The organism is Ameyamaea chiangmaiensis, from assembly GCF_013376175.1.
GTDB lineage: Bacteria > Pseudomonadota > Alphaproteobacteria > Acetobacterales > Acetobacteraceae > Ameyamaea > Ameyamaea chiangmaiensis.
On the sequence record NZ_JABXXR010000032.1, the window covers coordinates 1 to 23,731 of the forward strand.

Below are 23,731 nucleotides of genomic sequence, written 5' to 3' on the forward strand. Positions count from 1 at the left end.
GACGTTCGACCAGCGGCGAGTCCGCATCCGCCGGGGGGGCGTCGGCCGCCCACTTCGCGCCGCGTGCGAACACGAAGCCCTTCACTGCCGTCGTGTCCTTGATCGAGACGGGCACACCTTCGAGCGGGCGTGCCGTGCCGGCCTTCCATGCCGCTTCGGCCGCCCGCGCGGCCGCGAGCGCGTCGTCGTGGTGGATTTCGCAGAACGGATTGAGCACCGGGCCGACGGCGTCCGCGCGGGCCAGAACGTCGTGCATCACCTCGACGGGCGACAGCTCCCCCTTGGCATAGAGGTCGAGCATCCGGCCCGCGTCGAGTTCACACACAGAGGTCATCGCTGCGTTCGTCCTTCCCATCGTGATCCGCGTTGGGCCCCGATCAGGCCTGAGGCGCTGAGAAAAGCCTAAAGGATTGGGGCAAGACCCCAGAAGCGACTTTATGTTCCTATGTGGAAACATTATGTTGCCGATATGACGTGGGAACAAGATCGCGGGCCGAGTGCGTCCGCCCGACCGGGACCGTCGCGTCCGACCGACGCCGTGGACGACCAGGACGCCGGCCTGCCCAGCGGCAGGCTGCCGATGCCGCCGTTCGGCGCCCTGCGGGCGTTCGAGGCGTATGGTCGCGCCGGGGGCGTGCGCCGCGCGGCGGAGGTTCTGGGCGTCAGCCATACGATCGTCTCGCGGCATCTGCGTGCCCTGGAGGACTGGGTCGGCACCGGCCTGATCGATCGGGCGACGGGCACCCTGACCGCCAGCGGCCGGGCCTATCATCAGGACATCACGGTCGCCCTGCGCGCGCTGTCACGCGCCAGTGTCCAGTTCATGCCCAAGGACGAGGGACCGACGCGCGTGACCTGCGTCTCCGGTATGGCGCAGGCGTGGCTGGCCGGGCGGCTGAGCGCGTTTCGCGCGCGGTATCCCGGACAGGAACTGGTCCTGCGGCCGCTCGACCGACTGCCGGATTTCGATCATGATGCCATCACCGCCGACATCCGTTACGTCCGTCAGGAAGGGCTTGGCCTCCTGCCGGACGACCTGACGATTCTCGAGATCGCGCGGCCGCCGATGTTTCCGGTGGCCAGCCCCGCCGTGGCGGCCGAGGTGACCGGGCGCATACGCTGTGCCGCCGACCTGATGACCGAGGGCCTGCTGACGGCCGAGGACAATCATGAATGGCGGAATTTCTTCGTCCAGCACCAGGTGCCGACGCCGTCCTTCCAGTCGTCCGGCAGTCTTGGCCATGCGAGCCTGACGCTGGCCGCCGCGCGGCACGGGCAGGGTGTGGCGCTGGCGAACGTCTATCTCACGTATGACGATCTCGTGAAGGGCCATCTGGTGCCGATCTTCGCGCCTGACATCAAATACGAAGAGATCACGATGGGTGCGTATTTCCTGGTCGCGCCGGTGACACACTGGCGCCGGCCGGGCTTCATCGCGTTCCGCAACTGGTTGTTGCAGGAGATCTCTGCTTTCGACCGGTTGTGCGCGTCGACTCTGCACCTGCCACACGGCATACGCCTGTCGCCCAGGGTGGTGCGCCGGGGCGGCTGACGGGGCTCGGGGCATCGGTCGAGCGGTCAGGCGACCAGGAACGTCTCGATCGTCTGCTGAAGTTCACGGATATCAAAGGGTTTCAAGACCACGCGGACGGACGGGTCGGTTGCCGCCATGGTCATCAGCCCGGCATCCGCATATCCGGTCATGAACAATACGCGCAGGCCGGGCTGGCGTGTCCGGGCCTCGCCCGCGATGTCGAGCCCGCTGACACCGCCGGGCAGGCGCAGATCAGTGATCAGCAGGTCGATGGGCCCACTGTCGCGCAACAGGGCCAGGGCCTGTGGTCCGGTGCCGGCTTCCAGCAGACGATAGCCGAAATCCTCGACCACGTCGCCCACCAGCATCCGGATGGTCCATTCATCGTCGACAACGAGGATAACCCTGTCCTGCATCGCAGTCTCCATGTCGCGCCGACACCGGCGGCGGGGGGTGTCTATGCAACGGGCGCCCCCGCTTGTCGAGCGCGGCCTTTGCACGGCGCCCCACGTGCAGTCGACACGAAACCAGCGGCATGCCAGAGCAGTTATGCAGTCTTGCCCGATGCCGGGTCCGGGATTGCGACCTGTTCATCCAGCTGCCTGTCTTCTGATCGAGAGCCCATGACCCGACATATGGTGGCACGCGCCAATCTTCTTGTAATGGGTGTGCTGATGGCCCTTCTGGGCCTGATTTCCGGCGCGATCTGGATCGAGATTTCCGCCGCGCGCGACACGCGCCTCTGGACGCAGCACACCAACGATGTCCTTCTTACCCTTCAGGACATCGGCATCACCATGCGCGACGCCGAACGCGGGCAACGCGGCTTTCTGCTCACCGGCCGTCCCGACTACATCAAACCGTACGATCAGGCTCTGGCGCACGTGACGCGGCTGACCGGTCAGTTGCAGCGGTTGACGGCCGACGACGCGGTGGCCATGCTGACCATCGTTTCTCTCGAAGCGACCATCCAGCGCAAGCTCGCCGAACTGGCCGAGACGATCGCCATCCGCAAGGTCGCCGGGTCGGACAAGGCCCTCGACCTCGTCAACAGCGATCTTGGTCAGCGGTTGATGATCCAGATCGATGATTCTATCCGCGTCTTGCGCCGCCACGAGAGCCAGATCCTCGAAAACCGCCAGATCACGGCCGATCGCCGGGCATCGCGCATGCGTTGGCTCATGCTGGCTGTGACGGTCGTATCGGCACTGGCGCTGCTCTGGGCGGCACGCACGCTGACCCGCGCCTGGGCCGATTCCATACAGCGCGGGGCACTGCAAAAGGCGCTCGCTCAGCAGTTGCGCTCCACGCTGGATAATCTGACGCAAGGGGTCGCCGTGTTCTCGGCAGAGGCCACGCTGGTCAACTGGAACGCGCGTTTCCAGGAGGTACTGGGACTGCCGAAAGCGTTACTGCGCGAGGGCATGACCTATGTCGCGCTGGCTGACTATCTGGCAGAGGCCGAGGGCGGAACGTTCCTCGAAACCGAGGAGCAGATCCGCATCGGCCGGTCCCTTCATGGTGCGACGGTCGGTTTCGAGCGCACGCGCCTCAACGGGCCGACGCTCGAGTTTCGCCGATCGGCTGTGCCCGGTGGCGGTTTCGTTCTGACGGTCACGGATATGACCAAGCGCGCGCAGGCCGAAAGCGTGTTGCGTGAATCGCAAAAGATGCAGGCCATCGGGCAGCTGACCGGCGGCATCGCGCATGATTTCAACAACCTCCTGACGGTCATCCTCGGCAATCTCGCGCTGGTGCAGTCCCGCCTGGACGACCAGCCCCGCCTGCAGGAAAAGCTCGGCCGGGCGACGTGGGCGGCGCAACGGGGCGCGACCCTTACCCAGCAACTGCTCGCCTTCGCCCGCAAACAGCCGTTGTCGCCGCTGCCGATCGACCTGTCGCACGATCTGCCCAACCTCGTGCCCCTGCTCAGCCGGACACTGGGTGAACACATCGACGTGCGCTATGTGGAGCGCGCGGGCCTCTGGCTGGCGATGGCCGATGCCGCCCAGCTGGAGAACGCCGTGCTCAATCTGGCGCTCAACGCCCGCGACGCGATGCCTAATGGTGGCCATCTGACGATCGAGACGGCCAACGTCGTGCTCGACGATGACTACGCCACCCGTCATGCCGAGGTGGCACCGGGCGACTACGCCATGGTGGCGGTGTCCGACACCGGCCATGGCATGTCGCCCGAGGTCCAGGCGCGCGTGTTCGAGCCGTTTTTCACCACCAAGCCCGAAGGCAAGGGAACGGGTCTTGGCCTGGCGATGGTGTTCGGGTTCGTCAAGCAGTCCGGCGGCCACGTGAAGATCTATTCCGAGGTGGGCGAAGGCACGACCGTGCGCCTCTATCTGCCGCGCGCGACCGCCGCCGTGCAGGTCGCCGCGCCCGTGGCGCCGGTCGAACTGCCGCGCATCGCCGCCACGATCCTGGTGGTCGAGGACGAGGCCGACGTACGCCAGATCACGGTCGAGATCCTGCGTGATTTCGGCTATCGCGTGCTGGAAGCTGCCGATGGGGCCGAGGGTATGCGTATCCTGGGCACGCAGGTCGGCGCGATCGACCTTCTGCTGACCGACGTCGTGCTGCCGGGCGACATACGCGGTCGCGACCTGGCCGAGCGACTGTCGGCCATGCGGCCGGAGGTGCCGATCCTGTTCATGTCCGGTTACACCGAAAACTCGATCGTCCATCACGGCCGGCTGGACGACGGGGTGAACCTGATCGGCAAGCCTTTCACGCGCGAACAGTTGGCCCGACGGATCGCAGGCCTGCTGACGGCGGGCCCGGCCGCGTCCTCGGTCGCCCTTCCACGGGACGAAAACGTCGTCGAGTTACGGCAGGTCTCGGGCGGGTCGGACGTCTGATCGCCGCGAGATCCCGTCAGATGCTCGGAATGTCAGCGGCGACGATCAGGCGGGTGGAGGCCTCGAGGTCTTCGACCAAGCGTTCGGCCTGACGTTCGATCGTCCGTTCAAACACCGTGCGGACATCGCGGGCATTACCGAATTGCCCGTCACGGTCGGCATGCATGCGCGCGAACAGTACCGCCAGACCCGACAGTGCCCCGTCATCGACCTCGAGTTTCTGGCGGCCACACATCGTGCGGAAGATGTCGACCATTTCGTCAGCCGTGTAGTCTTCGAACGTCACCTGTCGGGTGAAGCGCGACTTCAGACCCGGGTTCGTGTCGATGAACGTCCGCATCGGGCCGGTGTAGCCGGCAACGATGACGGCCAGGCGATCGCGGTTGTCCTCCATGGACTTCAGCAGGGTGTCGATGGCCTCCTGCCCGAAATCGTTCTGCGCGCTGCCATCCAGCGTGTAGGCCTCGTCGATGAACAGGACGCCATCCAGCGCGGATTCGATGGACTCGCGCGTCTTGATGGCGGTCTGGCCAATATAGCCAGCCACCAGACCGGCACGATCGGTTTCGATCACATGGCCCTTGCGCAGCAGGCCCAGCCCCATGAGAATCCGGCCCAGAAGGCGCGCGACCGTGGTCTTGCCGGTGCCGGGATTGCCAACAAACACCATATGCAGCCCGACCGGCAGCGGATCGAGGCCGTCGCGCAAGCGTCGCGCATTCAGGCGCACAAGATTGACGAGCTTGCGCATCTCCGCCTTTACCTCGCGCAGGCCGGTCATGGCGTCCAGTTCGGCCAGCAGCGTCTCGACGTCGCCCGTGCTGTCCTGGTTGAGCGGGGGGAAGTCCTCCGCCACGATGGTCTGCAGCGTCTCGCGGCTGGCATTGGGCAGGGCCGCCACACGCTGGGCCTGCCGCTCCACGACCTGCTCGAACAATCGACGCATGTCGCGGGCATTTCCAAAATGCGCGCCGCGATTACGCCAGATATCGCCAATGACTTTTTCGGCCTGTGCTGCCGCAGCAGCCGGAAGCGTCATGTCGGCGTCCTTGAAGTTCGCGCCCAGGATCAGCGCCAGTTCATCGGGGGTGTAGTCGTCGAAATGGATGGTGCGTGTAAAACGTGACTCCAGGCCCGGGTTCGACTGAAGAAAGAGGCGCATCGGGTCGGTGTAGCCCGCCACGATGACGGCGATCCGGTCGCGTTTATCCTCCATCGCCTTGAGCAGCGTATCAATCGCCTCGCGGCCGAAATCGCGTTCACTCTTGGAGGCAAGGGTGTAGGCCTCGTCGATGAACAATACCCCGTCGAGTGCCTCCTCAATCTTTTCGAGCGTTTTCGGCGCCGTCTGGCCGATATACTCGGCCACCAGGGCCGCGCGGTCCACTTCGACCACATGGCCCTTCTTCAGCAGGCCAAGATTAGCGTAAATGCTGCCGACGATGCGCGCGACCGTCGTCTTTCCGGTGCCCGGATTGCCGGTAAACACTAGATGCAGGGACGTCTTGCTGGCTGCCAGGCCGGCTTTTTCGCGCTGCCGCCGTACCTTGGCGAAGTCGGCAAGTTGGCGAACCTCCGCCTTGACCGTGCTCAGACCGATCAGGCGGTCCAGTTTGCGGGTCGTGACATTGTCCATCACCTCGCCGTCCGGCACGGCGACACCGTTTACCGAGCAGTCCCTCAGCGCGGCCGGCAACTGCCCCTCGACCTTGATGAGAGAGTTGATATCGCCGTCGTGGCCCGGCATCGTGATGGTCGTCGCCGTGGCCGACAGCGATGCGCGCAGCATCCACAGTGGGGGCGCCGCGCACTCCTGCACCGTCGAGTCGACAATCGTAATGACACTGCCTTGCTGGGCGTCGATCGCACGGCTGGCGTTGGGCCCAAGACGCGACCGTCTGATGCCCACCTGTGCCTTGTCCGCGGCGAACACCAAAGGCTTTTTTTCTAGAGTGCCGCTGATTGTGCAGTCGTCGAGCATAACGATGCCGCCATCGGAGGAGACGGCGTTCGAGTGCGAATCCGTAATGGTGGACCGTAGCACCTTCACCGAGCCCGTGCAGTTGTAGATCGAGGAGGAGCCCGAAGCTGCCAGTGTGCAATCAACAATATCGGCGGTTGATCCGCTGAAGCAGCTGACGTGCTTTTTGCCGTTATTGCGAAAGGTGCATTGCTGGAAGGTTGCGGTTGACTGTTTTTCCACCCTCGCCGCGCTGTAATTCTCTTTTGGAGAGCAGCCTTCAAAAACGCATGTTTTGAAGGCGACGCGGCTTTCGCCGTGTACCCAGAGGGCCGATCGCGTGTGACCTGCGAACGTGGAATCCGCTGCCGACAGGGACGATCCCTCATCCACTTCAAGGCCATTGGTGGTCGCCCCGTCGACATGGCAGGACTGCATATCGATGCGGGAGTTGCCGGTCGCCCAGACGGACGCACCCCGACTGTTTTTCACCGTGCACTCCGCGAGGTCGAGCTTTGACCGGCTGGCGGCTACAAGGGCTGGAAACGTCTTGCCGCCGCCTGAAACCGCGCACTGGATGACGCGCACATGCGCGCTGTCTTTGGCATTGAGCGCGTTGGTACCGTTGGAAGACAGAGTGCAGGACCGTATGAGAATTTCGGTACCGGCGTCCATTGGTGTGATGCGTCCGTCCGTTGCCAGTTTTTCGACCAGGCAGGTTCCGCGCAGTGTGATGATGCCGCGCAGGATCGTGCGGTCGGCATGGGCACCGACAAGATTGACGGATTTCAGGTTGATTTCGCCGACAGTATGTTCACCTTCCGAAAAGTGGATGGTGTCGCCAATCTGTACCTGATTGATGATGTCGGCGATCGATCGTTTTGAAAACAGACCGCGTCCGACTTTCCAGTGGGTCACACATCTCTCCTGTCATGGGAAGCGTGCCGGGCGGAGAGAGGCGTGGTCGTATGTGTGGTCTGGTCAGACGTCCGGGTCGTGTGGCCCTGTGACGCAGAGCGTAGCGGCATCGCTGGATGCAGGGGAAGACGACAGACAGGCACGCGTGATCAATCCGGCAATGGCATCATCGCGTGATACTGTACGCAATAGTCATTCGGGGCAATATGTAAACGAAACAACGGGATGGCTGGTATCACCCCATTGTCCAAGTCCTGCTGGCCGATCAGATGCCGGCGGTCACCGTGCCGAGCACCGCAAGGCTGCCACCGATCTGGTTAGTGGGCAGCGTTCCTGTGAGGGGATGCATCCTCTGGGCACGCAAGTCTGCACGATTGACCTTCTACTGACCGATGTCTGACGGCGGCGATAACATTGCGGACATTGTCAGTTGTGCCAAATAGTCATGAGCCACCCTTACGGTTCTAGCCAAGCTGTTGTATTGATGTGCAGCATGGTGTGTGTTGGCAAGTCGCTTGAGTCCAGTCCTGCGTAGACATCGTAGTCACCTGCATCTACCCGCCACGCATGACGTTGTGTATCAAAACGCGCGATGCTGCGGCGAGGTATGTTAATTGTGACATCGCGGGACGTATGTCCGGCAAGAAAGATACGCGCCCAACCCACCAGACGTTTTGTTCCGTGTGGTGGTCTGACATAAAACTGGACGACCGTCGTGCCGTCTTTTTTTGATCTGTTGAGGGCTGTTGCAGAAGCCTGCAGGCCGTTTGCATGTATCTGCGTTATCCCGAAGTCACTGTAGGACAGGCCGAAACCGAACGGGAATTGGGGTTTCAGGTTTTGTCGCTCCATCCATCGATAGCCGACGTCTGAACCTTCCGTGTAAAATACGTTCTGGTCCTGTTTCATCTGGATGGAGATCGCATCGTCAAAGCCTGCCCCGGGTATTTCCGGACGCGGGAGCTGCGAGGTATCCACCGGAAACGTCAACGGCAAGTGACCCGAGGGGTTCACATCGCCGTCGACAATCCGCGCAATGGCTTCACCGCCGGCCGAGCCGGGGTACCACGCTTCGACAAGACCGGCGATGTTGGTCAGCCATGGCATCTCCGGGATAACGTTGTTTTCCAAGACAACGATCGTATGAGGATTGGCATGTGCAACCTGCTCAATCAGAGCATCCTGGTGGTCCGGCAAAGTCATGGATGCCGCATCCGCACCTTCATGCGACCATTGGGTTACGAAAACGATCGCGACATCGGCGTGCGCGGCCAGATCTGACACGCGTCGCAGATCGGCACCGTCGTCGTACGTTACGTGTCCTTTGTTCTGTTCCTGAAACTGGCGGAGCCATTTTACCGGCGGATCTGGGAGGTACGTTTTTGGGCCATACCAGACGCGGGGGCCCGGATCGGGCGCCACGTTTCCGCCTATCGGGATCACATTTGCCGATCCTCCGCCCTCAAGAACGCCCAGATCGGCGTGGCCTCCAAAAACGGCGACGTTCTGACCGGACATGAGTGGAAGAATACTGTCCTGATTTTTAAGTAGGACGATGCCTTGCTCGGCGACGGTCAGGGCAACGGCTCTATCGTGGGAAACGTCCAGAGGACGGCGATAAATCGGGTTGTCAAAAAGTCCTACAGCAAACATCGAGCGCAGAACTCTGTGCGCAACGTCATCAATACGGGAGGTCGGTATATTTTTAGACCGAACAGCCTCCTTTAGAGGCTCTCCAAAAAAATGTCGCGAATCGTAGGCGGTACCGGCTGACTCCTGATCTAGGCCAGCCATCATGGCTCTCGTGGTGGAGTGGGTTCCTCCCCAATCTCCCATGACGAATCCAGGGTATTTCCAGTCGTGCTTGAGCGTATCCGTCAGGAGATAAGAATTTTCCGACGTGTATGTGTCATTGAGTCGATTATAACTCGTCATGACCGAGCCAGGATGACCGATCTCGATGCCAATTTCGAAAGCAAGCAGGTCGCTCTCGCGAAGCGCACCTTCCTCGATGTTTGAACTGGCCAACATGCGGCTGGTTTCGAAGTCATTGACTGCGAAATGCTTGATCGTGGATAGAACATGCTGTGACTGGATGCCATCGATCATAGCACCGACTATTGACCCGGCCAGTAACGGATCCTCGCCAGCATATTCAAAGTTGCGGCCGCCACGCGGGTCACGCGTCAAATTCACCCCGCCGGCAAGTAGCACATTAAAACCAAGGCGGCGTGCTTCATCACCAATCATGACGCCGGCTTCGCGTGAGGTATCCATGGACCACGACGCTGCCATGGATTCGCCAGAGGGAAGTGCGATTGCGCCTGTATCGTAACGACGTGAGATGCCAAGACCTGCATTGGTCTCAATTAATGCAGGAATGGAAAGGCGTGTATTGGGTGCCAGGTAAGCTGCAGATTGCAGTGCCTCAGGCGGTGCGACGACACCGTAAGCCGTGGTCCCGTTGGCGGTTTGGGCCAAACGTAGCTTTTCATCGGTTGTCATGGCGGAGACAAGTGCCGATGCACGGGCATCAGGCGAACGGGTATGGTCTTTCCAAGCTTCAACGGGCGCCCCGGCACTGGCCGGAGTGCCAGCTATGCTCAGAAGGGAGACGCTGAACGGTAGCGAAAGGAAGGCGTATTTAATGGCATTTGAACGCAATGATACGTATTCCTCAGCATAGGCCCTGCCTGAAGGAGATTTCTCCGCTCGGCAGGGCCCTGGATTTATAAAGCCTTGCGGTGAATGTTAGAAGCCGGCAGTTACCGTGCCAACCATCGCGAAGCCTCCGCCGATTTGGTAAGTGGGCGCCGAACCGGAAATCGTCGTGCCATAAATACCCTTTGTGGTTTTGGCATTGGAGGACAGTCCTGATGCTCCCGCGTAGTAAATATTATTGCCAATATTAAGGAAGTTGAGTTGCAGCTGTGGGCGGGTCACTTCAAGTCCTGAAATATGGAAAGATTTCATTCGATAACCAACCGTAATGTCAGATGTCACATAGCCCGGCACGCTTTCATCGTTAATGAATGTGCTGTAGCGCTTGCCGATATAGTTCAGATTGAAAGTACCGAAATACGTACCGTTATCATAGGAAAGTCCGATTGCACCCGTCCAGGTCGGGGTGTTGACCAGAGTTTTGCCGGCTGTTTGCAGCAAATCTCCGTTTTTGCGGAAATTGTTGTTCGTGATGGCATGAACATAGGCACCCGATAAATACGGGCTGAAGTGATGCCACGGGCGCATACCCAACTCAATCTGGGCGCCACGGGTGGTGACACCACCCAAATTAATCGGAGCATTCACTAATGCGCCGTTCACATAAGACGTGGACAGAACGTCATGGTTGGTCAGGTTGTAATTAAACCCGGCAACATAGACGTTCACGAGCCCCTTGTGGCGGTAGCCAATTTCTTCGCCAATGGAATATTCGGGTTTAATATTCTCGGGGTGCGACTGAATTGGATTGGGCGAGGACGCATCATAGATGTCGATGTAGGCTTCACTGCGGTCGGGTGCTTTGAAGGCTGTCGTGCCGTTAATGTAAATTTGGTCATTGGGTGTGATGTCGAAGCTGGCCGAGAACTGCGGCAGGGGCACAGCGTAGTTACCACCGTTCTTGTAAGGGTTTGCCCCTGGGATCAGGTTGCTGACCCAGCGTTGCATCATGACTTCCTTGAAGCCAGCATTGATTTTAAGCCGATCATGAAAGAATTTAAGAGTGTCATCGAGATACAGCGCATTCAGCTGCTGCCTGTACACGATGTCCCAGCCAGAAATTACGCGCCCAAGAGAGTCCGTCACGCCGTAGCGACCCCAGGCGTTCGCCGGTAGGCCTTGAGCACTGGCTGCGGCATAATTAGCGCGTTCGGTGGAGTTCAGATAGGAGTACATGTAGCCAGCTCTGAACGTGTTGCGTCCGTACGTCCATGTCAGTCCGTTCATAAGTGCAAGCTGAGACTGATATTGAGGGTCGACAACTTCTACAGTCTGTTTGCCATTAGCCCCCACGTCGGGCAGGCTGAGGGGAGCAAGTTTTTCCGTTCCGTAATAGCTGTTGGTCGGGCTGATGGCTTCGGGGTAGTTGGCGTCTTTGATGATACTGACGAAATACGGTGTTACGTCCCAACTGAGGCCCTTGGCAAGATGAAGGTGCACCGGCGCCGCAATGGACATGGTCGAGTTACGGCGCCGCACGAGCTGCCAGTAGCTGCCCGTCCCAGCGGTATAGTCCGTATTGTAGTACAACGATGATGTGCCGTCGGCTTCAAACGCGGCCTTTGTAGGGGTCTTGCCGCCATTGCCGTTGATTCCGGCAGTTGAATAGCTTCCCCAGAAGAAGTCGACTGTCGCCTTGTTGTCGTGACCCCACTCTTTGACCAGTTTCGCATCGACATGGTGGCGTGCAAGAGAGCCAGGTGTCTGCCAAAATTGGTTGTACGAGTAAGAATAAGAAGCGAACGCACGAATTCCTGTGTGACCGATCTCACCCGTGTCGAAACGCACGAATTCTTTCTTCATGTTATAGGTGCCATAACTGGATTCCAGCATCCCGCCCATATGATGCGAGGGGTCGCGGACAGTCGTTCGGATTTCGGCACCAACGGCGTTGTAATTGGGGCTGGAAATATCCGGCGATCCTTCAATGACCGCTACAGATGTAATGTTTTCTGAATCGGGGCTCTGTCCAACCGGATCGACACCGAGGTAGATGTTGTCGATCAACGGTACTCCATCGACCAACATGCCGATTTGCGTATTGTTCATGCCACGAATGGTCAGGTTCCCGGACACCTGGCCGTACGGATCGCTGCGGGCATATGCCACGGCCGGCATGGACGCCAGCAGCGCGAGCGGGGTCGTATTCGATGGACGTTTGGCAATAAAGTCGCGTGTCACGGCACTGATGGATTTAGGTGCAGTTTGCACCGCCAGCATGCCGCCACCCGGTGTGGTGTTTGTGACACCGGTTGAGGAATGAATGCCGCCCGTTACGGTGACGTCCTCGTTGGCAGGAGGCGCAGGGTGCGCAACAGCGTGCCGTTTGGGCGTCTGTGTGGCGCGTGCGTGACTATTCGCAGGTGAGCGATGGTCTGGCTGGGCCGCTCTGGCAGGAGTCGCCGTTCCGATACCATAGGTATAGACGGCGCTGGCCAGAATGGTGGTGCAGGCCAGCCGCTTGCTCATGCGCACAAGGGATGTCCGCGGCCCGAGCACCGTCAGGGCCAAGCCGACTGCTTGCAGGGTCGTCTGGCCGTCACGGAACCGATCAAGGCGCATCAGCGCATTCTCCCCTCTACTTCGGACGGTGGCGCCAGCGCGGGCGACGGTCCGGTAAGCGTTGCGCGGCGGGACAGGCCACCGCACGTCAGAGGGTAGGGGCAAACGTTTCGGTGTCGTAGTAACTTATGGTTCCGTGTGGAAACATTCCATCACCACGACCGTGCGGGCATACCGGCAGGCCGGGTTTCGGGGCGTTGGGGCACGCGACCCGCCATCGCGGCACGACCGTCCGACGACGGTCGTGCCGGGGGCTTTCACCCCATGCGCCACTCAGGCTCGCGCGCCGCGATCCAGCGCTTGATCGCCAGTTGGGCCGTCAGATCGGGGTTGGCGTCGGCATAGGCCGTGGCGCCGTTCTGGCCGGTATACAGGCTCATCCCCTCGCGCGCGGCCTCGCGTTCCAGGGTGGCGCACGCGGCGTGCGTGGCGAACCGCCACTCCGCGACCAGTGAGGGCGTGGTCAGCATCGGCAGGACCACGGCCAGCGACGTGGAGGCCGCGATCGAAATCGCACGCAGCCCGTTGGCCAGCGGGGCCTGTGGCGGGCGGCTGTGGAACTGGCCATAAAATGCCGGAAAGGATGGCAGGCTGCTGGCGGCCGCGTTGTTGTCGGCGGCCGCGCCCGACCGCTCGAGCGTGAACAGCGCGGGATAACCGGCCTGCGCCAGTTGCGCCAGACGATCGTCCGGCACGGCGGCGCGGGGCACCTGGATGACGTCCACGGCATTGGTGTTGAGCGCGTCCAGCGCGGACTCGGGCGTCGCCAGTCCCGCGACCGGTACGGGACGCACACCCAGCAGCGACAGCGCCACCAGTGTCGGAAGTTCGAGTCCGGTCGGCGTCGAGACGCCCACGCGCACCGGCCGGTCCCGCAGAAGATTGCGCAGCGAGCGATGGAAATCCGCCCGCCCGATCACGATCGTATCGGCCTGACCGACGATCAAAGGCACCCAGCGGCTGAAATCGAAATGAACACGTGCATCACCGGCAAGCGAGGCCAGGATCGCCGATCCCGGAACGATCAGGGCGGTATTGCCATCGGGCGTCACGCGCGCGTCGAACAGGTTGGCCGCCGTAACGCCGTCGCGTCCGCTGCTGGTGGTGATGTCGATGGGCTGCGGTGCCTTGAGGGCCTGCGTCAACGGGTCGGACAGGGTGTCGGCCCAGTGCGCCACCTTGCTGTCGCGTCCACCGCCCACGATCAGGGCGGGACTTGCGATATCGCCCGACGGCGCGACCAGCATGTCGCCAGCGTGGCCGCGGGCGGTCGCGCGACGCGCGGCCGCTACGGGCATGACAACCGCCCCAAGTGCGCCCAGGCGCAGAAGATGGCGGCGGGAGAGTGGCGATCGGGGCCGGTTGGGTGTGTCAGACGGCATGGTGTCGATCGGTTCGGGGCAAAACCTGTCCTTTCGAGGAAACTCCAGAAAGCGGGCGCGCAATGTCCCAAATGCGGCGCGGTTGTAGCAAACTATGTCACAAAAGGGGACAGGAAAGTCGTGCCGCGCATACCCTGGACCGCCCTCAGGGCCAGCGGACCTCGGGCGGCAGGCTCATGAGGATGGCTTCGGTGTTGCCGCCGGTCTTCAGTCCGAACAGCGTGCCGCGATCATGGATCAGGTTGAATTCGACGTAGCGTCCGCGCCGCACCAGCTGCGCCTCGCGCTGTTCGGGCGTCCAGGGCGTCATCACCCGGCCGCGCACGATGGCGGGATAGGCCTCCAGGAACGCCAGGCCGACATCGCGCGTGAAGGCGAAATCCGCGTCCGCGTCCCCGGTGTCGAGGCGGTCATAGAAAATCCCGCCCAGACCGCGCGGTTCCCCCCGGTGCGGCAGGAAGAAATAACGGTCGCACCACTCCTTGAAGCGGGGATAATACGCCGGATCATGGGCCGCGCAGGCGCGCTCGAACGCGGCGTGGAACGCGCGCGCGTCGGCTTGTGCCTCGTCCGCGTCGGGGAACATCGGGGTGATGTCGCCACCGCCGCCGAACCAGCCCGTGGTGGTGACGATCATGCGCGTGTTGAAATGCGCGGCGGGGACCAGCGGATTGGCCATGTGCGCGACCAGACTGATGCCTGTCGCGAAAAAGCGCGGATCCTCGGCCGCGCCGGGTATGGCGGCACGGAATTCGGGGCTGAATTCCCCCTCGACGGTCGAGACGTTGACGCCCACCTTTTCGAACACGCGGCCGCGCATCAGGCTCATCACGCCGCCACCGCCAGGGGTGCCGTCGGGGTTGGGGTCGCGGGTCCAGGGCGTGCGTTCGAAGCGCCCGGCCTCGGTGCGGTTCAGCACCGGACTTCCGGCCGTCACGGCCTCGTCCTCGATCGCCTCGAACGCCGCGCAGATCCGGTCGCGCAGGTTTTCGAACCAGGCACGTGCTTCCGGGCGCAGCGTATCGTGCGGAAGGGTGGGGCGTGTGGGGGGCGTCATGGGTGCGCGTGTCTCGCTGGGCTGGGGCGGAACGGGGGTTACGGGTGCCCGCTCTTGCCCTTTTATGCAAGGAGACATTACCCATCGTGCCGGAATCGGCTAGAGGGAGCGTTGCAGACGGCGCGCGTCCGCGTGGGCGCGCCGTGACAACCCCAGACGCCCGCATCCCGGGCATGCAAACCCATAAGGACCAGGCGATCCGGTGGCGAAGAACACAGACCTGCACGAGACCCGCCAGACCGTGACCTATACCGGGGTCGCGGGCTGGATCGATCGCCGCCTGCCCGTCCTGACCGGGTTTCGCGCGGAATACATCACCTACCGCATGCCGGCGAACCTGAACTGGCTGTGGAATTTCGGCGCGATCCTGACGGTGGTGCTGATGGTGATGCTGGCGACGGGGCTGTTCCTGGCCATTCACTACACGCCATCGGCCGCGGACGCGTTCGCCTCGGTCGAGGCCATCGACCGGCAGGTGCCCAGCGGGTGGCTCTTGCGGTCCATTCACATGACCGGGGCAAGCCTGTTCATGGCCGCCCTGTATATCCATCTGTTTCGCGGCCTCTATTACGGCTCGTACAAACAGCCGCGCGAACTGCTGTGGATCACGGGCCTCGTGCTGCTGTGCATGGTGATGCTGACGGCGTTCGCGGGTTACGTGCTGCCGTGGGGGCAGATGTCCTATTGGGGGGCGGACGTGGTCGGCAAGGCGGTCGGCGCCGTGCCGGGCATCGGCGGCTGGCTGGAGCATTTCCTGCAAGGCGGTGATGCGCCGGGCGACGTATCGCTGCACCGCCTGTTCATTTTGCATTTCTTCATGGCGTTTGCGGTGCTGGGCGTGGTGGTGGTGCATGTGGCGGTGCTGCACGTCGCCGGATCGGGCAACCCCAAGGGTATCGAGCCGCCGGCCGCGACCGTGCCGTTCCACCCCTATTACTCGGCCAAGGATGCGGCCGGACTGGTTTTGTTCATCACGGTGTTCGCGGTGCTGGTGTTCTTCTTCCCCGCGATCGTGGCCGAGCCGGAGAACTATCGCCCGGCCAACCCGATGCACACCCCCGCCGATATCGAGCCCGAGTGGTACTTCCTGCCGTTCTACGGCATCCTTCAGTCGGTTCCGTCGAAGTTCGGGGGGCTGGTCGTGTCGGTCGGGGCGATCGGGCTGCTGTTTCTGGCACCGTGGCTCGACACCTCGCCGGTGCGCTCGGCGCGCTATCGCCCGGTGTATCGTCTGGGGATTGTCGGACTGGTGGTGGCGTTCGTCACGCTGGGGCTTGTTGGCCGCCATCATGCCGAGGGCATCTGGATGATCGTGGGGCGGATTGCGACGCTGGTGTATTACGGCCACTTCCTGCTGGTCATGCCATGGTCGACGCGCCGCGAACGAACGCTGCCCGCCGGGGTGGAGGGGACGCCATGAGCCGCCTGCACGGCCTTGCCGCGGCCCTCGCGGTGCTGGGGGGTGTCTCCGGGGTGCGGGCCGAGGTCCCCACCACCCGCGCGCCGACACCCGCGCATGTCTGGAGTTTCGACGGGCCAATGGGCCGGTTCGACATGGCCAGCGTCCAGCGCGGCTATGCGGTCTACAATCAGGTCTGCTCCGCCTGCCACGGCATGGCGGCGGTGACCTACGGCGATCTGGCCGGCATCGGTCTGAACGAGGCGCAGGTGCGCCAGATTGCGGCGTCCCACAAGGTGCCCGGTCCGCTGGACGACGACGGCCATCCTACCCGCCGTCCGGCCACGCCGAACGATCATCTGCTCAGCCCGTTTCCCAACCCGCAGGCGGCCATGCGGGCCAACTCCGGCGTCGTGCCCCCCGACCAGTCGCGGCTGGCGATGGTGTTCCCCGGCGGCCCGAGCCGTATCTACGCGCTTCTGACCAGCTACGGCCCCGCGCCGGCCGGCATGACGATCGCGCCGGGACACGCCTATAACCCTTATTTCGATGGGCGGCAGACCGCCATGCCGCAGCCGCTGCGCGATCATCAGGTGACGTATGCCGACGGCACGGACGCCACGCTGGCGCGCGAGGCCGAGGACGTGACCAACTTCCTCGCCTGGGCCGCGTGGCCGCATCTGGCGGAACGGCACCGGATCGGCGCGCGCATCGTGCTCTATCTGGTGTTCCTGTTCGTCCTGACGATCCTTCTCAAACGCAAGGTCTGGTCCCATGTCCACTGACACCCCCACCATCGAGCCGGTGATCGGCATCATCGGCGGCTCCGGCCTTTATGAGATCGACGGCCTGACGGACAAGGAATGGCGCACGGTGGAGACCCCCTGGGGCGCGCCGTCCGATCAGCTTCTGTTCGGGCGACTGGCCGGCGTGCGCTGCGTGTTCCTGCCGCGCCATGGGCGCGGGCACCCGATCCCGCCGTCTCGTCTGAACTATCGCGCCAATATCGATGCGCTGAAGCGGTCGGGTGTGACCGACATCCTGTCGCTGTCGGCCGTGGGGTCGCTGAAGGAGGAACTGCCGCCAGGGCATTTCGTCATCGTCGACCAGTTCATCGACCGGTCCTTCGCGCGTGAGAAGAGCTTCTTCGACACCGGTTGCGTGGCCCACGTCTCGGTTGCCGATCCGGTGTGCCCGCGCATCGGCGACGTGGCGCAGACGCAGGGCGAGGCGCTGGGCCTGGCGATCGTGCGGGGCGGCACGTATCTGGTGATGGAGGGGCCGCAGTTCTCGACCAAGGCCGAGAGCGCGCTGTACCGCCAGTGGGGCTGTTCGGTGATTGGCATGACCAACATGCCCGAGGCCAAGCTCGCCCGCGAGGCGGAGATCTGTTACGCCACCGTCGCGATGGTGACCGATTACGACTGCTGGCATCCCGACCACGACAGCGTGACGGTCGATGCGGTGGTCAAGGTCATGAGCGCCAACGCCGCCAATGCCAAGGCCCTGGTCAAGGCGATGATCCCCGAACTGGGCAAGACCCGCGGGTTGTGCCCGGCGGGGTGTGATCGTGCGCTGGAATACGCGCTGATCACGGCGCCAGACGCGCGCGATCCGGCGTTGCTGGAAAAACTAGACGCCGTGGCCGGTCGCGTCCTGCGGCGCTGACGATGACGGTACGGAGCGCGCTGATCGCACGCGCCGTACCGGTCGCCGACCGGCGGCGACCGATCAGAATTCCGCCGAGAACGTGAAGTGGTAGACGCGCGGCAGTCCGGCATACAGGCTGGAGGCCGCGCCCGACGTGCCGCTGGGCGCACCGGTGTAGACCGAGGCCCAGTAGCGCTCGTTCGTCGCGTTGCTGACCCCGAAGCGCACGACCCAGGGAAAGCGGGCGACGCGAAAGGCGTACCGCGTGCCCAGTTCCAGCGTCGTATACGACCCGGTGTGCAGCGTGTTGGTCACGTTGGCCGCGCGGTTGCCCATGTAATGCACGCCCGCGTTGAACGCCCAGCGCGAGGCGAACGCGCCGAGCGTCGCCGGCAGGCGATAGTCCAGCAGCGTGCTGGCCTGCAGCGGTGCCGCGCCCACGATTTCCTTGTTATTGAGTGAGGGGGTCGCCGCGTCGACCAGTTCGGCATCCAACCATGTCATGCCGGCCAGCACGGACAGGTTCGGCAGGACCTCGCCCGAGATCTGGGCCTCCACGCCGTAATTGCGCTGTGTTCCGCCGTAGGTGTAGGTCTGGCAATTGGTGAGGGCCGTGCAGCCTGTTGGATTGGCAGCGGGGACATACAGAGCGTAGGGCGACGTGATTCGGAAACCTGCCACATTGACCTGTATCTTCTGGTAACGCAGCTTGTAGCCGACCTCGTATTCCTCTGAATGTGCGATCGGAAGGGCAATGTTCGTGTTGGTATAGCTGCCGCTGTTGGGCGTGACCGGCCCCGCCTCGACCGAACGGCCATAGGTGAAATACAGCGTCTGGTTATCGGTCGGTTTGTACATCAGGCTGGTCGTCGGGCTGAATGCCGCCGACGTTGAAAAGGTTTTCCGCAGCGGGCTTTTCGCGTTCAGCGCGCCCTGCTGGTCGATCCAGCTCCAGGACAGGGTGCCCATGATGGACCAGTGCCTGTCGAACCGCAGCGTGTCGCCGACGATGAACGACTGGCTGGTGACGCTGCTGGATTTGTAGCGGCCGCGATAATACGGCTGCGTTCCGCTGGACGGCGACGCGCCATACATGTTGTACGTCCCCAGTGTCTGGCTGCTGGTGACGGCGGCGACCGGGTTGTAATTGCCCATCATGTAGCCGTTGGTGCCGATGACCAGATCGTGCCGGATCGGCCCCGTGTACACCCTGCCGTTGACATAGGCCATGTTGCTGCCGACGCGGAAATCGTCCGCCGTGGTCGTCGCCGTTGCCTTGGACGTGAACCAGCCGTTGCTGCCGGTCAGGCCGTGGCACGTCGCGCTGCCGTCGCACAGCGTATCGGTGACGCCAAAGGACTGCCGCGCGGCATCCTGATACAGCCCACCGAGCGTGAAGCTCCAGTCCTTGTTGATCTCGTGCTTGATCTTGGCGAGGAACGTATTGGTTTCCATATGGTAACCACTCCATTCCGGCGCCAGGCGATTGCTCAGATCCGGGGCCTCCGGCAGTTTGGTGCCCCCCACGCCCGTCGCCAGAATGCCGAACGCCGGCGCATCGCCGCGCTGGTCGTAGGTATAGTGGCTTGCGTCGAGTTCGATGACGGTCTTGTCGTCGAGGTGGATGTCGAAATCGCCGCTGACCATTTCGCGGCGCATCCAGCTTCCCTGCGTGTAGCCGGTGCCATCGGCGTGCAGCAGGTTCAGGCGATAGCCGAACCAGCCGTTCCGGCCGACGCGGCCGGAGATGTCGCCGTTGACCGTCGGCGTGCCGATCGAATCCACGCCCACCGACAGCCGCTCCGTCCGGCGATCGGTGGGACGCTTGAGGGTGTATTCGAACACGCCCGCCGGGTTTTCGGGTCCATACATCGCACCGGCCAGACCGTTGAGAACCTGAAGGTTGTCGATCCATTCGGCGGGATACGGGGTTGTCGAGACGACGTTCAGTCCGTCGAGGCGCGAATTGGAAACGACATCGGCCTCAAAACCGCGCGACTGCGGGCGCGAGGTGTTGGGATCGCCACGGACCTCCAGCTGCACCGACGGCAGATACTGCGCCAGATCGTTCAGGTTGCGGATCTGTTGGTTGACCACGACGTCATGCGTCACACCCATGATCGAATAGGGCGTGTCCAGCGTGTCGCGGTTGCCCAGCGGGCCGAGATACACGCTCTTGTTCATGTAGCGCGCGCTGGTGCCGTCGGCGACATGGTGGCCGCGCACCGTCACGGTCTCGCCGTTCGAGCCGTCCAGAACACCCGCGATGGGGGCTGCCGCCGTCTTCTGTGGCGCGGGGCGGCGGGTGATGGTGGGATGAGCGTGACCGGCTTTCGTGGACGTCGCAACGGGCGTGCCCGTCGCCGCCAGCGCCGTTGTCGTCAGCAGAAGCGCGCCAAACGTTCCGGAGACGAAAGAGAGGGGGAGACGTTCATGCATGGATCTGGCGTGTCCGCGATTACGGTTCAGGAACAGGATGGGGGCACGTTCTGCCAGTTCCGCCCGAATGCGTCTATATACGGTTTGTCATAAACCTATATACGGGGGAATATAATCAACCGGTGATGCAGAAATAAGACAGGTCTGGTGATGACGCGGTCATGAGTCCCGCGCGTCGTTTCGAACCCATTACCTTTGCGACGCCCGTAAGCATGGGCCGCCGTCATATCTGTAGTTCGACGTGGGCGTCCCTTCGTCGTCACACCAGCGGCGCATGGCCGATGACCGCGTATACCGTGTCCTGCCAGGCCGGCAGGTCTTCGGGCGGCGTGACCTCGCCGGTGTCCAGGGCTGTGAGTCCCGCGCGTTCCATCAGGATGCCGACCAGACGCTGGCGGTCGGGCCCTTCCAGCGCCTGCCACATCGCCACCGCCTTGCGCGGCTCGAACCGGTCGGTGAACGTGACGACCAGAGGTGCGCCGGGCTTGAGAACCCGCGCCACGTCACGCAGGACCGCCACGGGTTGCGTCAGGTATGCGATCCCGTCGCACAGGCAGGCGGCGTCGAACGCGTGGTCGGCGAAGGGCAGCCCTGGATCGGCGTTCAGGTCATGGGCCACGGCTTCGTCGATGCGATCGTTGGCGTTGAGCGCGACCAGATTGAGACCGACGCCCAGCACGCGTTCGAACGGTGTGTCCTTGGGAAAATGGCTGTCCTCGCCCGCCATCAGATCGAGGACCACGCCGTCTTCGGGCAGAAGGGTCTTGTAGAGCGCCGTGACGGCCGCCGCCGCTCCGCCGTCCATCAGGGTTTCGGGCGCGCGGAGTGGCCGGGCGGCATAGAAGTCGGCGTCGTCGCTGGTGTCGGCACGGGTGAACGCGGACGGATGGAACCCGGCGAGGTCCGCGCCGGGCGCACGCGCGCCCGGACCGGTGGGCGTGCTGTCCGCTGTGTCTGACGGGCGGGTCATGCCGGGTCTCCGTTGCTGCGCCGCTGATGGAGGTGTTCTACCGCGCCGCGACGCGGGTGCAAGGGGCGCGGGCGGGGATGGCGGTCATTGCGGGGGCGTTGCGGTGCGTGCAGACTGGGACGCCGGCCACACGGCCGCACCCCCTGTTGTGGTCCACGCCGGGAGAGACCGTGACGATGCCCGACGACTTGCGTTCCCCCCACGCGCCGGGACCGGCCCATGCCGCGCTGGCGCACACCCTGACCCCGGGCCTGGTGGGGCTGATTTCGGTCGGCGGTGTCATCGGCGCGGGACTGTTCGTGGGCTCGGCGGCCATCATCGCGCGTACCGGGCCGGTGGTGCTGGTGTCCTACACCGTGGTGGCGGTACTGGTGATCCTGCTGATGCGCATGCTGGGCGAAATGAGCGTCGCGTCCCCGCGTGTCGGCTCGTTCGTCGGGCATGTGCGGCTGGGGCTCGGGGCGGAGGCCGGGTTCGTGGTGGGCTGGACCTACTGGCTGGCGTGGACGGTGACGGCGGCATCCGAAGTGATCGCCGGTGGGCTGTTGCTGCGCGCCCTGACGGGGCTGCCGGTGCTGGCGGGGGACGCGATGCTGTTGCTGGCGGCGGGGGCGGCGAACCTGATCTCGGCGCGGGCGTACGCGCGGGCCGAAGCTGTTCTGTCGCTGATCAAGCTTGTGGCCATCGGCGGGTTCATTCTGGTCGGCGCGCTGGCGTTCACGGGCGTGTTCCATCCCGCGCGGGCCGATCTGTCGCGACTGGTGCGCGCGGGCGGCTTTGCCCCGCATGGCCTTCTGGCGGCGGTGGCGATCGTGCCGACGCTCGTGCAGACGCTGGTCGGGTTTGAGATCGCGACCGTCGCGGCGGCGGAATCGATCGATCCGGTGCGCAGCGTGACCTATGCCGCGCGCAGTCTCGTGCTGCGCGTGTCGGCGTTCTATGTGCTCTCGCTGTTCATGGTGATGTGCATCGTGCCGTGGCGCGATGTGGTCGTCGGCCAGTCCCCGTTCGCGCTGGCGCTGCGCCGGCTGGGACTGGCGTGGGCGGATATGGCGATGACGGCGGTGGTGTTCGTCGCCGTCGCGTCCTGCCTGAATTCGGCGCTGTATGTTGCATCGCGCGTGCAGGTGGAGATGGCCGGGGCGGGCGACGCGCCGGCGGCGCTGGCGGCGACAAACCGGCGCCGGGTGCCCGTGCGGGCGATCGGCCTGACCATGGCCGGGGTGCTGGCCATTGTCGGCAGCGCGATCGCCTCGCCCGATACGGTGTACATGGTCGTGCTGAGCTGTGCCGGCACGTTGGCGCTGTTTGATTACGTGCTGGCGGCGCTGGCGCAGATCCGGTTGCGGCGCGCCATGGACCGGGCGGGCGAGAGACCGGTGTTCGCCATGTGGTGCTTCCCGTGGCTGTCCTGGGTGGTGGTCGCGGCGATCGGTGTCGTTCTGATCGACATGGCGGTGCAAGGCGAATCGCGGCGGGAATTGCTCTATAGTGGCGTCGCATTCGCGGTGATCGCCCTGACCGGCGGTCTGTGGCGTCGGCGCCGTGTCGCGCCCGGCGCAGCCGGGTAGAACGTTCAGTCCGCCGTGTCCGCCGCGTGCTTGCCGGCCGCAGGGTAGGCCGCCAGATAGTCGGCCAGTGCCGCGGCCTGCTGGCGGATTTCGGGAATGGCGATCGACTCGAACAGAACACCCAGACGCGGCGGCCCGAGCGCAAACAGACCGGGCACCGGTACACCCCCGGCGTCGCGCACCTGTCCGGCGTCGGTACAGTCCAGGCCCTGATCGGCGAAGCCCGACGCGATCTGACCCGATCTGAACATGGCTGCCAGAAGCGGCGAGGCGACATGCCGGTACGCCAGGCTGGCGCCCGTGCAATTGACCACGCGGGCCCCCGTCAGCGTGCGTGCGCCGCCGCGAGTGCGCAGATGCACCGCCATGCCGTCCGGTGTCGTCATGACCTCGGTCACATGGCCGTCGAGGATACGCAGGGATCCGGCCGCGCGGTCGGCGTCGATCCGGTCGGCGACCTCCGGCGCCATGCGGTGGCGCAGGATGTCCCAGCGCCGCTGCAGGCAGCGACGAAACCGGCGACGCTCCACATCGGGAAGCGCGTTCCAGAGTGCGTTGGTCACCGGACGCAGGCTGTCGACGGCCGTCCGCCACGCAACCCCGGCGGCCATCGCGGCCCGGAATGCGCGGAGATAGGCCCGGACGGTCGGGGGTGTGTCGCCGGGCGAAACCACCGGTGGCGGCAGGCTCGCGCACGG

16 protein-coding genes are annotated in these 23,731 nt (G+C 63.7%); 6 read left to right on the forward strand and 10 right to left on the reverse strand.

The window, feature by feature from the left end; translation table 11 throughout:
- Window positions 1-334 (reverse strand): amidase family protein (locus HUK82_RS06515; protein ID WP_256126897.1); only part of this gene is annotated, 334 nt, incomplete at its 3' end.
- Window positions 335-538: 204 nt separating this feature from the next.
- Here HUK82_RS06515 and HUK82_RS06520 point away from each other — a divergent pair.
- Window positions 539-1,552 (forward strand): LysR substrate-binding domain-containing protein, encoded by a 1,014-nt coding sequence (locus tag HUK82_RS06520; RefSeq protein WP_176613192.1) that lies wholly within the window; start codon window positions 539-541, stop codon window positions 1,550-1,552.
- Window positions 1,553-1,578: 26 nt separating this feature from the next.
- On the opposite strand, the gene HUK82_RS06525 is transcribed toward HUK82_RS06520, so the two are convergent.
- Entirely contained in the window at window positions 1,579-1,950 is a 372-nt protein-coding gene (locus HUK82_RS06525) for a response regulator (RefSeq protein ID WP_176613193.1), read from the reverse strand.
- Between the two features lie 207 nt (window positions 1,951-2,157).
- Here HUK82_RS06525 and HUK82_RS06530 point away from each other — a divergent pair, with 207 nt between their 5' ends.
- Entirely contained in the window at window positions 2,158-4,404 is a 2,247-nt protein-coding gene (locus HUK82_RS06530; protein WP_176613194.1) for a CHASE3 domain-containing protein, read from the forward strand.
- Window positions 4,405-4,420: 16 nt separating this feature from the next.
- Here the strand turns inward: HUK82_RS06530 and HUK82_RS06535 are convergent, their stop codons facing one another.
- The 5 genes from HUK82_RS06535 to hemF form a co-directional block, all read right to left on the reverse strand.
- Window positions 4,421-7,282 (reverse strand): AAA family ATPase, encoded by a 2,862-nt coding sequence (locus tag HUK82_RS06535; protein WP_176613195.1) that lies wholly within the window; start codon window positions 7,280-7,282, stop codon window positions 4,421-4,423.
- Window positions 7,283-7,738: 456 nt separating this feature from the next.
- Entirely contained in the window at window positions 7,739-9,946 is a 2,208-nt protein-coding gene (locus HUK82_RS06540) for a beta-glucosidase (protein ID WP_176613196.1), read from the reverse strand.
- Window positions 9,947-10,033: 87 nt separating this feature from the next.
- Window positions 10,034-12,565, reverse strand: coding sequence for a TonB-dependent receptor (locus tag HUK82_RS06545; protein ID WP_176613197.1), 2,532 nt, complete (start codon window positions 12,563-12,565; stop codon window positions 10,034-10,036).
- A gap of 257 nt (window positions 12,566-12,822) precedes the next feature.
- Window positions 12,823-13,947, reverse strand: a complete 1,125-nt coding sequence (locus HUK82_RS06550) for a hypothetical protein (protein ID WP_176613198.1) — start codon at window positions 13,945-13,947, stop codon at window positions 12,823-12,825.
- 145 nt (window positions 13,948-14,092) lie between these two features.
- On the reverse strand, window positions 14,093-15,004 hold the full coding sequence (gene hemF, locus HUK82_RS06555; protein ID WP_176613199.1) for an oxygen-dependent coproporphyrinogen oxidase: 912 nt from the start codon (window positions 15,002-15,004) through the stop codon (window positions 14,093-14,095).
- Window positions 15,005-15,206: 202 nt separating this feature from the next.
- Between hemF and HUK82_RS06560 the strand changes: the two genes are divergently transcribed.
- Genes HUK82_RS06560 through HUK82_RS06570 form a run of 3 tightly spaced genes read left to right on the forward strand, consistent with a single transcriptional unit; the run spans window position 15,207 to window position 18,071 of the window.
- Window positions 15,207-16,424, forward strand: coding sequence for a cytochrome b (locus HUK82_RS06560; protein WP_373318209.1), 1,218 nt, complete (start codon window positions 15,207-15,209; stop codon window positions 16,422-16,424).
- Window positions 16,421-17,188, forward strand: a complete 768-nt coding sequence (locus tag HUK82_RS06565; protein ID WP_246495220.1) for a cytochrome c1 — start codon at window positions 16,421-16,423, stop codon at window positions 17,186-17,188. The genes HUK82_RS06560 and HUK82_RS06565 overlap by 4 nt, the downstream gene beginning before the upstream one ends.
- Complete coding sequence (locus HUK82_RS06570; protein ID WP_176613201.1) at window positions 17,178-18,071, forward strand: S-methyl-5'-thioadenosine phosphorylase; 894 nt, start codon at window positions 17,178-17,180, stop codon at window positions 18,069-18,071. Before HUK82_RS06565 ends, HUK82_RS06570 begins: the two co-directional genes overlap by 11 nt.
- A gap of 63 nt (window positions 18,072-18,134) precedes the next feature.
- Here the strand turns inward: HUK82_RS06570 and HUK82_RS06575 are convergent, their stop codons facing one another.
- Window positions 18,135-20,492 carry a TonB-dependent siderophore receptor gene (locus tag HUK82_RS06575; RefSeq protein ID WP_176613202.1) on the reverse strand — a complete coding sequence of 786 codons (2,358 nt, stop codon included), beginning with the start codon at window positions 20,490-20,492 and terminating at the stop codon, window positions 18,135-18,137.
- A gap of 259 nt (window positions 20,493-20,751) precedes the next feature.
- Window positions 20,752-21,462, reverse strand: a complete 711-nt coding sequence (locus tag HUK82_RS06580) for a methyltransferase domain-containing protein (RefSeq protein WP_176613203.1) — start codon at window positions 21,460-21,462, stop codon at window positions 20,752-20,754.
- Window positions 21,463-21,638: 176 nt separating this feature from the next.
- On the opposite strand from HUK82_RS06580, the gene HUK82_RS06585 reads away from it, so the two are divergent.
- Window positions 21,639-23,033: an amino acid permease gene (locus HUK82_RS06585; RefSeq protein WP_176613204.1), complete on the forward strand. Its 1,395-nt coding sequence runs from the start codon at window positions 21,639-21,641 to the stop codon at window positions 23,031-23,033.
- Between the two features lie 5 nt (window positions 23,034-23,038).
- On the opposite strand, the gene HUK82_RS06590 is transcribed toward HUK82_RS06585, so the two are convergent.
- On the reverse strand, window positions 23,039-23,731 hold a 693-nt coding region (locus HUK82_RS06590; RefSeq protein WP_394367485.1), incomplete at its 5' end, for an FAD/NAD(P)-binding protein.

What these genes read in the sequence shown, in the direction of transcription:
- HUK82_RS06530 (WP_176613194.1), top strand. Translation starts at nt 2,158, where the DNA reads ATGACCCGACATATGGTGGCACGCGCCAATCTTCTTGTAATGGGTGTG.
- HUK82_RS06550 (WP_176613198.1), bottom strand. Translation starts at nt 13,947, where the DNA reads ATGCCGTCTGACACACCCAACCGGCCCCGATCGCCACTCTCCCGCCGC.
- HUK82_RS06580 (WP_176613203.1), bottom strand. Translation starts at nt 21,462, where the DNA reads ATGACCCGCCCGTCAGACACAGCGGACAGCACGCCCACCGGTCCGGGC.
- HUK82_RS06525 (WP_176613193.1), bottom strand. Translation starts at nt 1,950, where the DNA reads ATGCAGGACAGGGTTATCCTCGTTGTCGACGATGAATGGACCATCCGG.
- HUK82_RS06545 (WP_176613197.1), bottom strand. Translation starts at nt 12,565, where the DNA reads ATGCGCCTTGATCGGTTCCGTGACGGCCAGACGACCCTGCAAGCAGTC.
- HUK82_RS06565 (WP_246495220.1), top strand. Translation starts at nt 16,421, where the DNA reads ATGAGCCGCCTGCACGGCCTTGCCGCGGCCCTCGCGGTGCTGGGGGGT.
- HUK82_RS06575 (WP_176613202.1), bottom strand. Translation starts at nt 20,492, where the DNA reads ATGCATGAACGTCTCCCCCTCTCTTTCGTCTCCGGAACGTTTGGCGCG.
- HUK82_RS06585 (WP_176613204.1), top strand. Translation starts at nt 21,639, where the DNA reads ATGCCCGACGACTTGCGTTCCCCCCACGCGCCGGGACCGGCCCATGCC.
- hemF (WP_176613199.1), bottom strand. Translation starts at nt 15,004, where the DNA reads ATGACGCCCCCCACACGCCCCACCCTTCCGCACGATACGCTGCGCCCG.
- HUK82_RS06570 (WP_176613201.1), top strand. Translation starts at nt 17,178, where the DNA reads ATGTCCACTGACACCCCCACCATCGAGCCGGTGATCGGCATCATCGGC.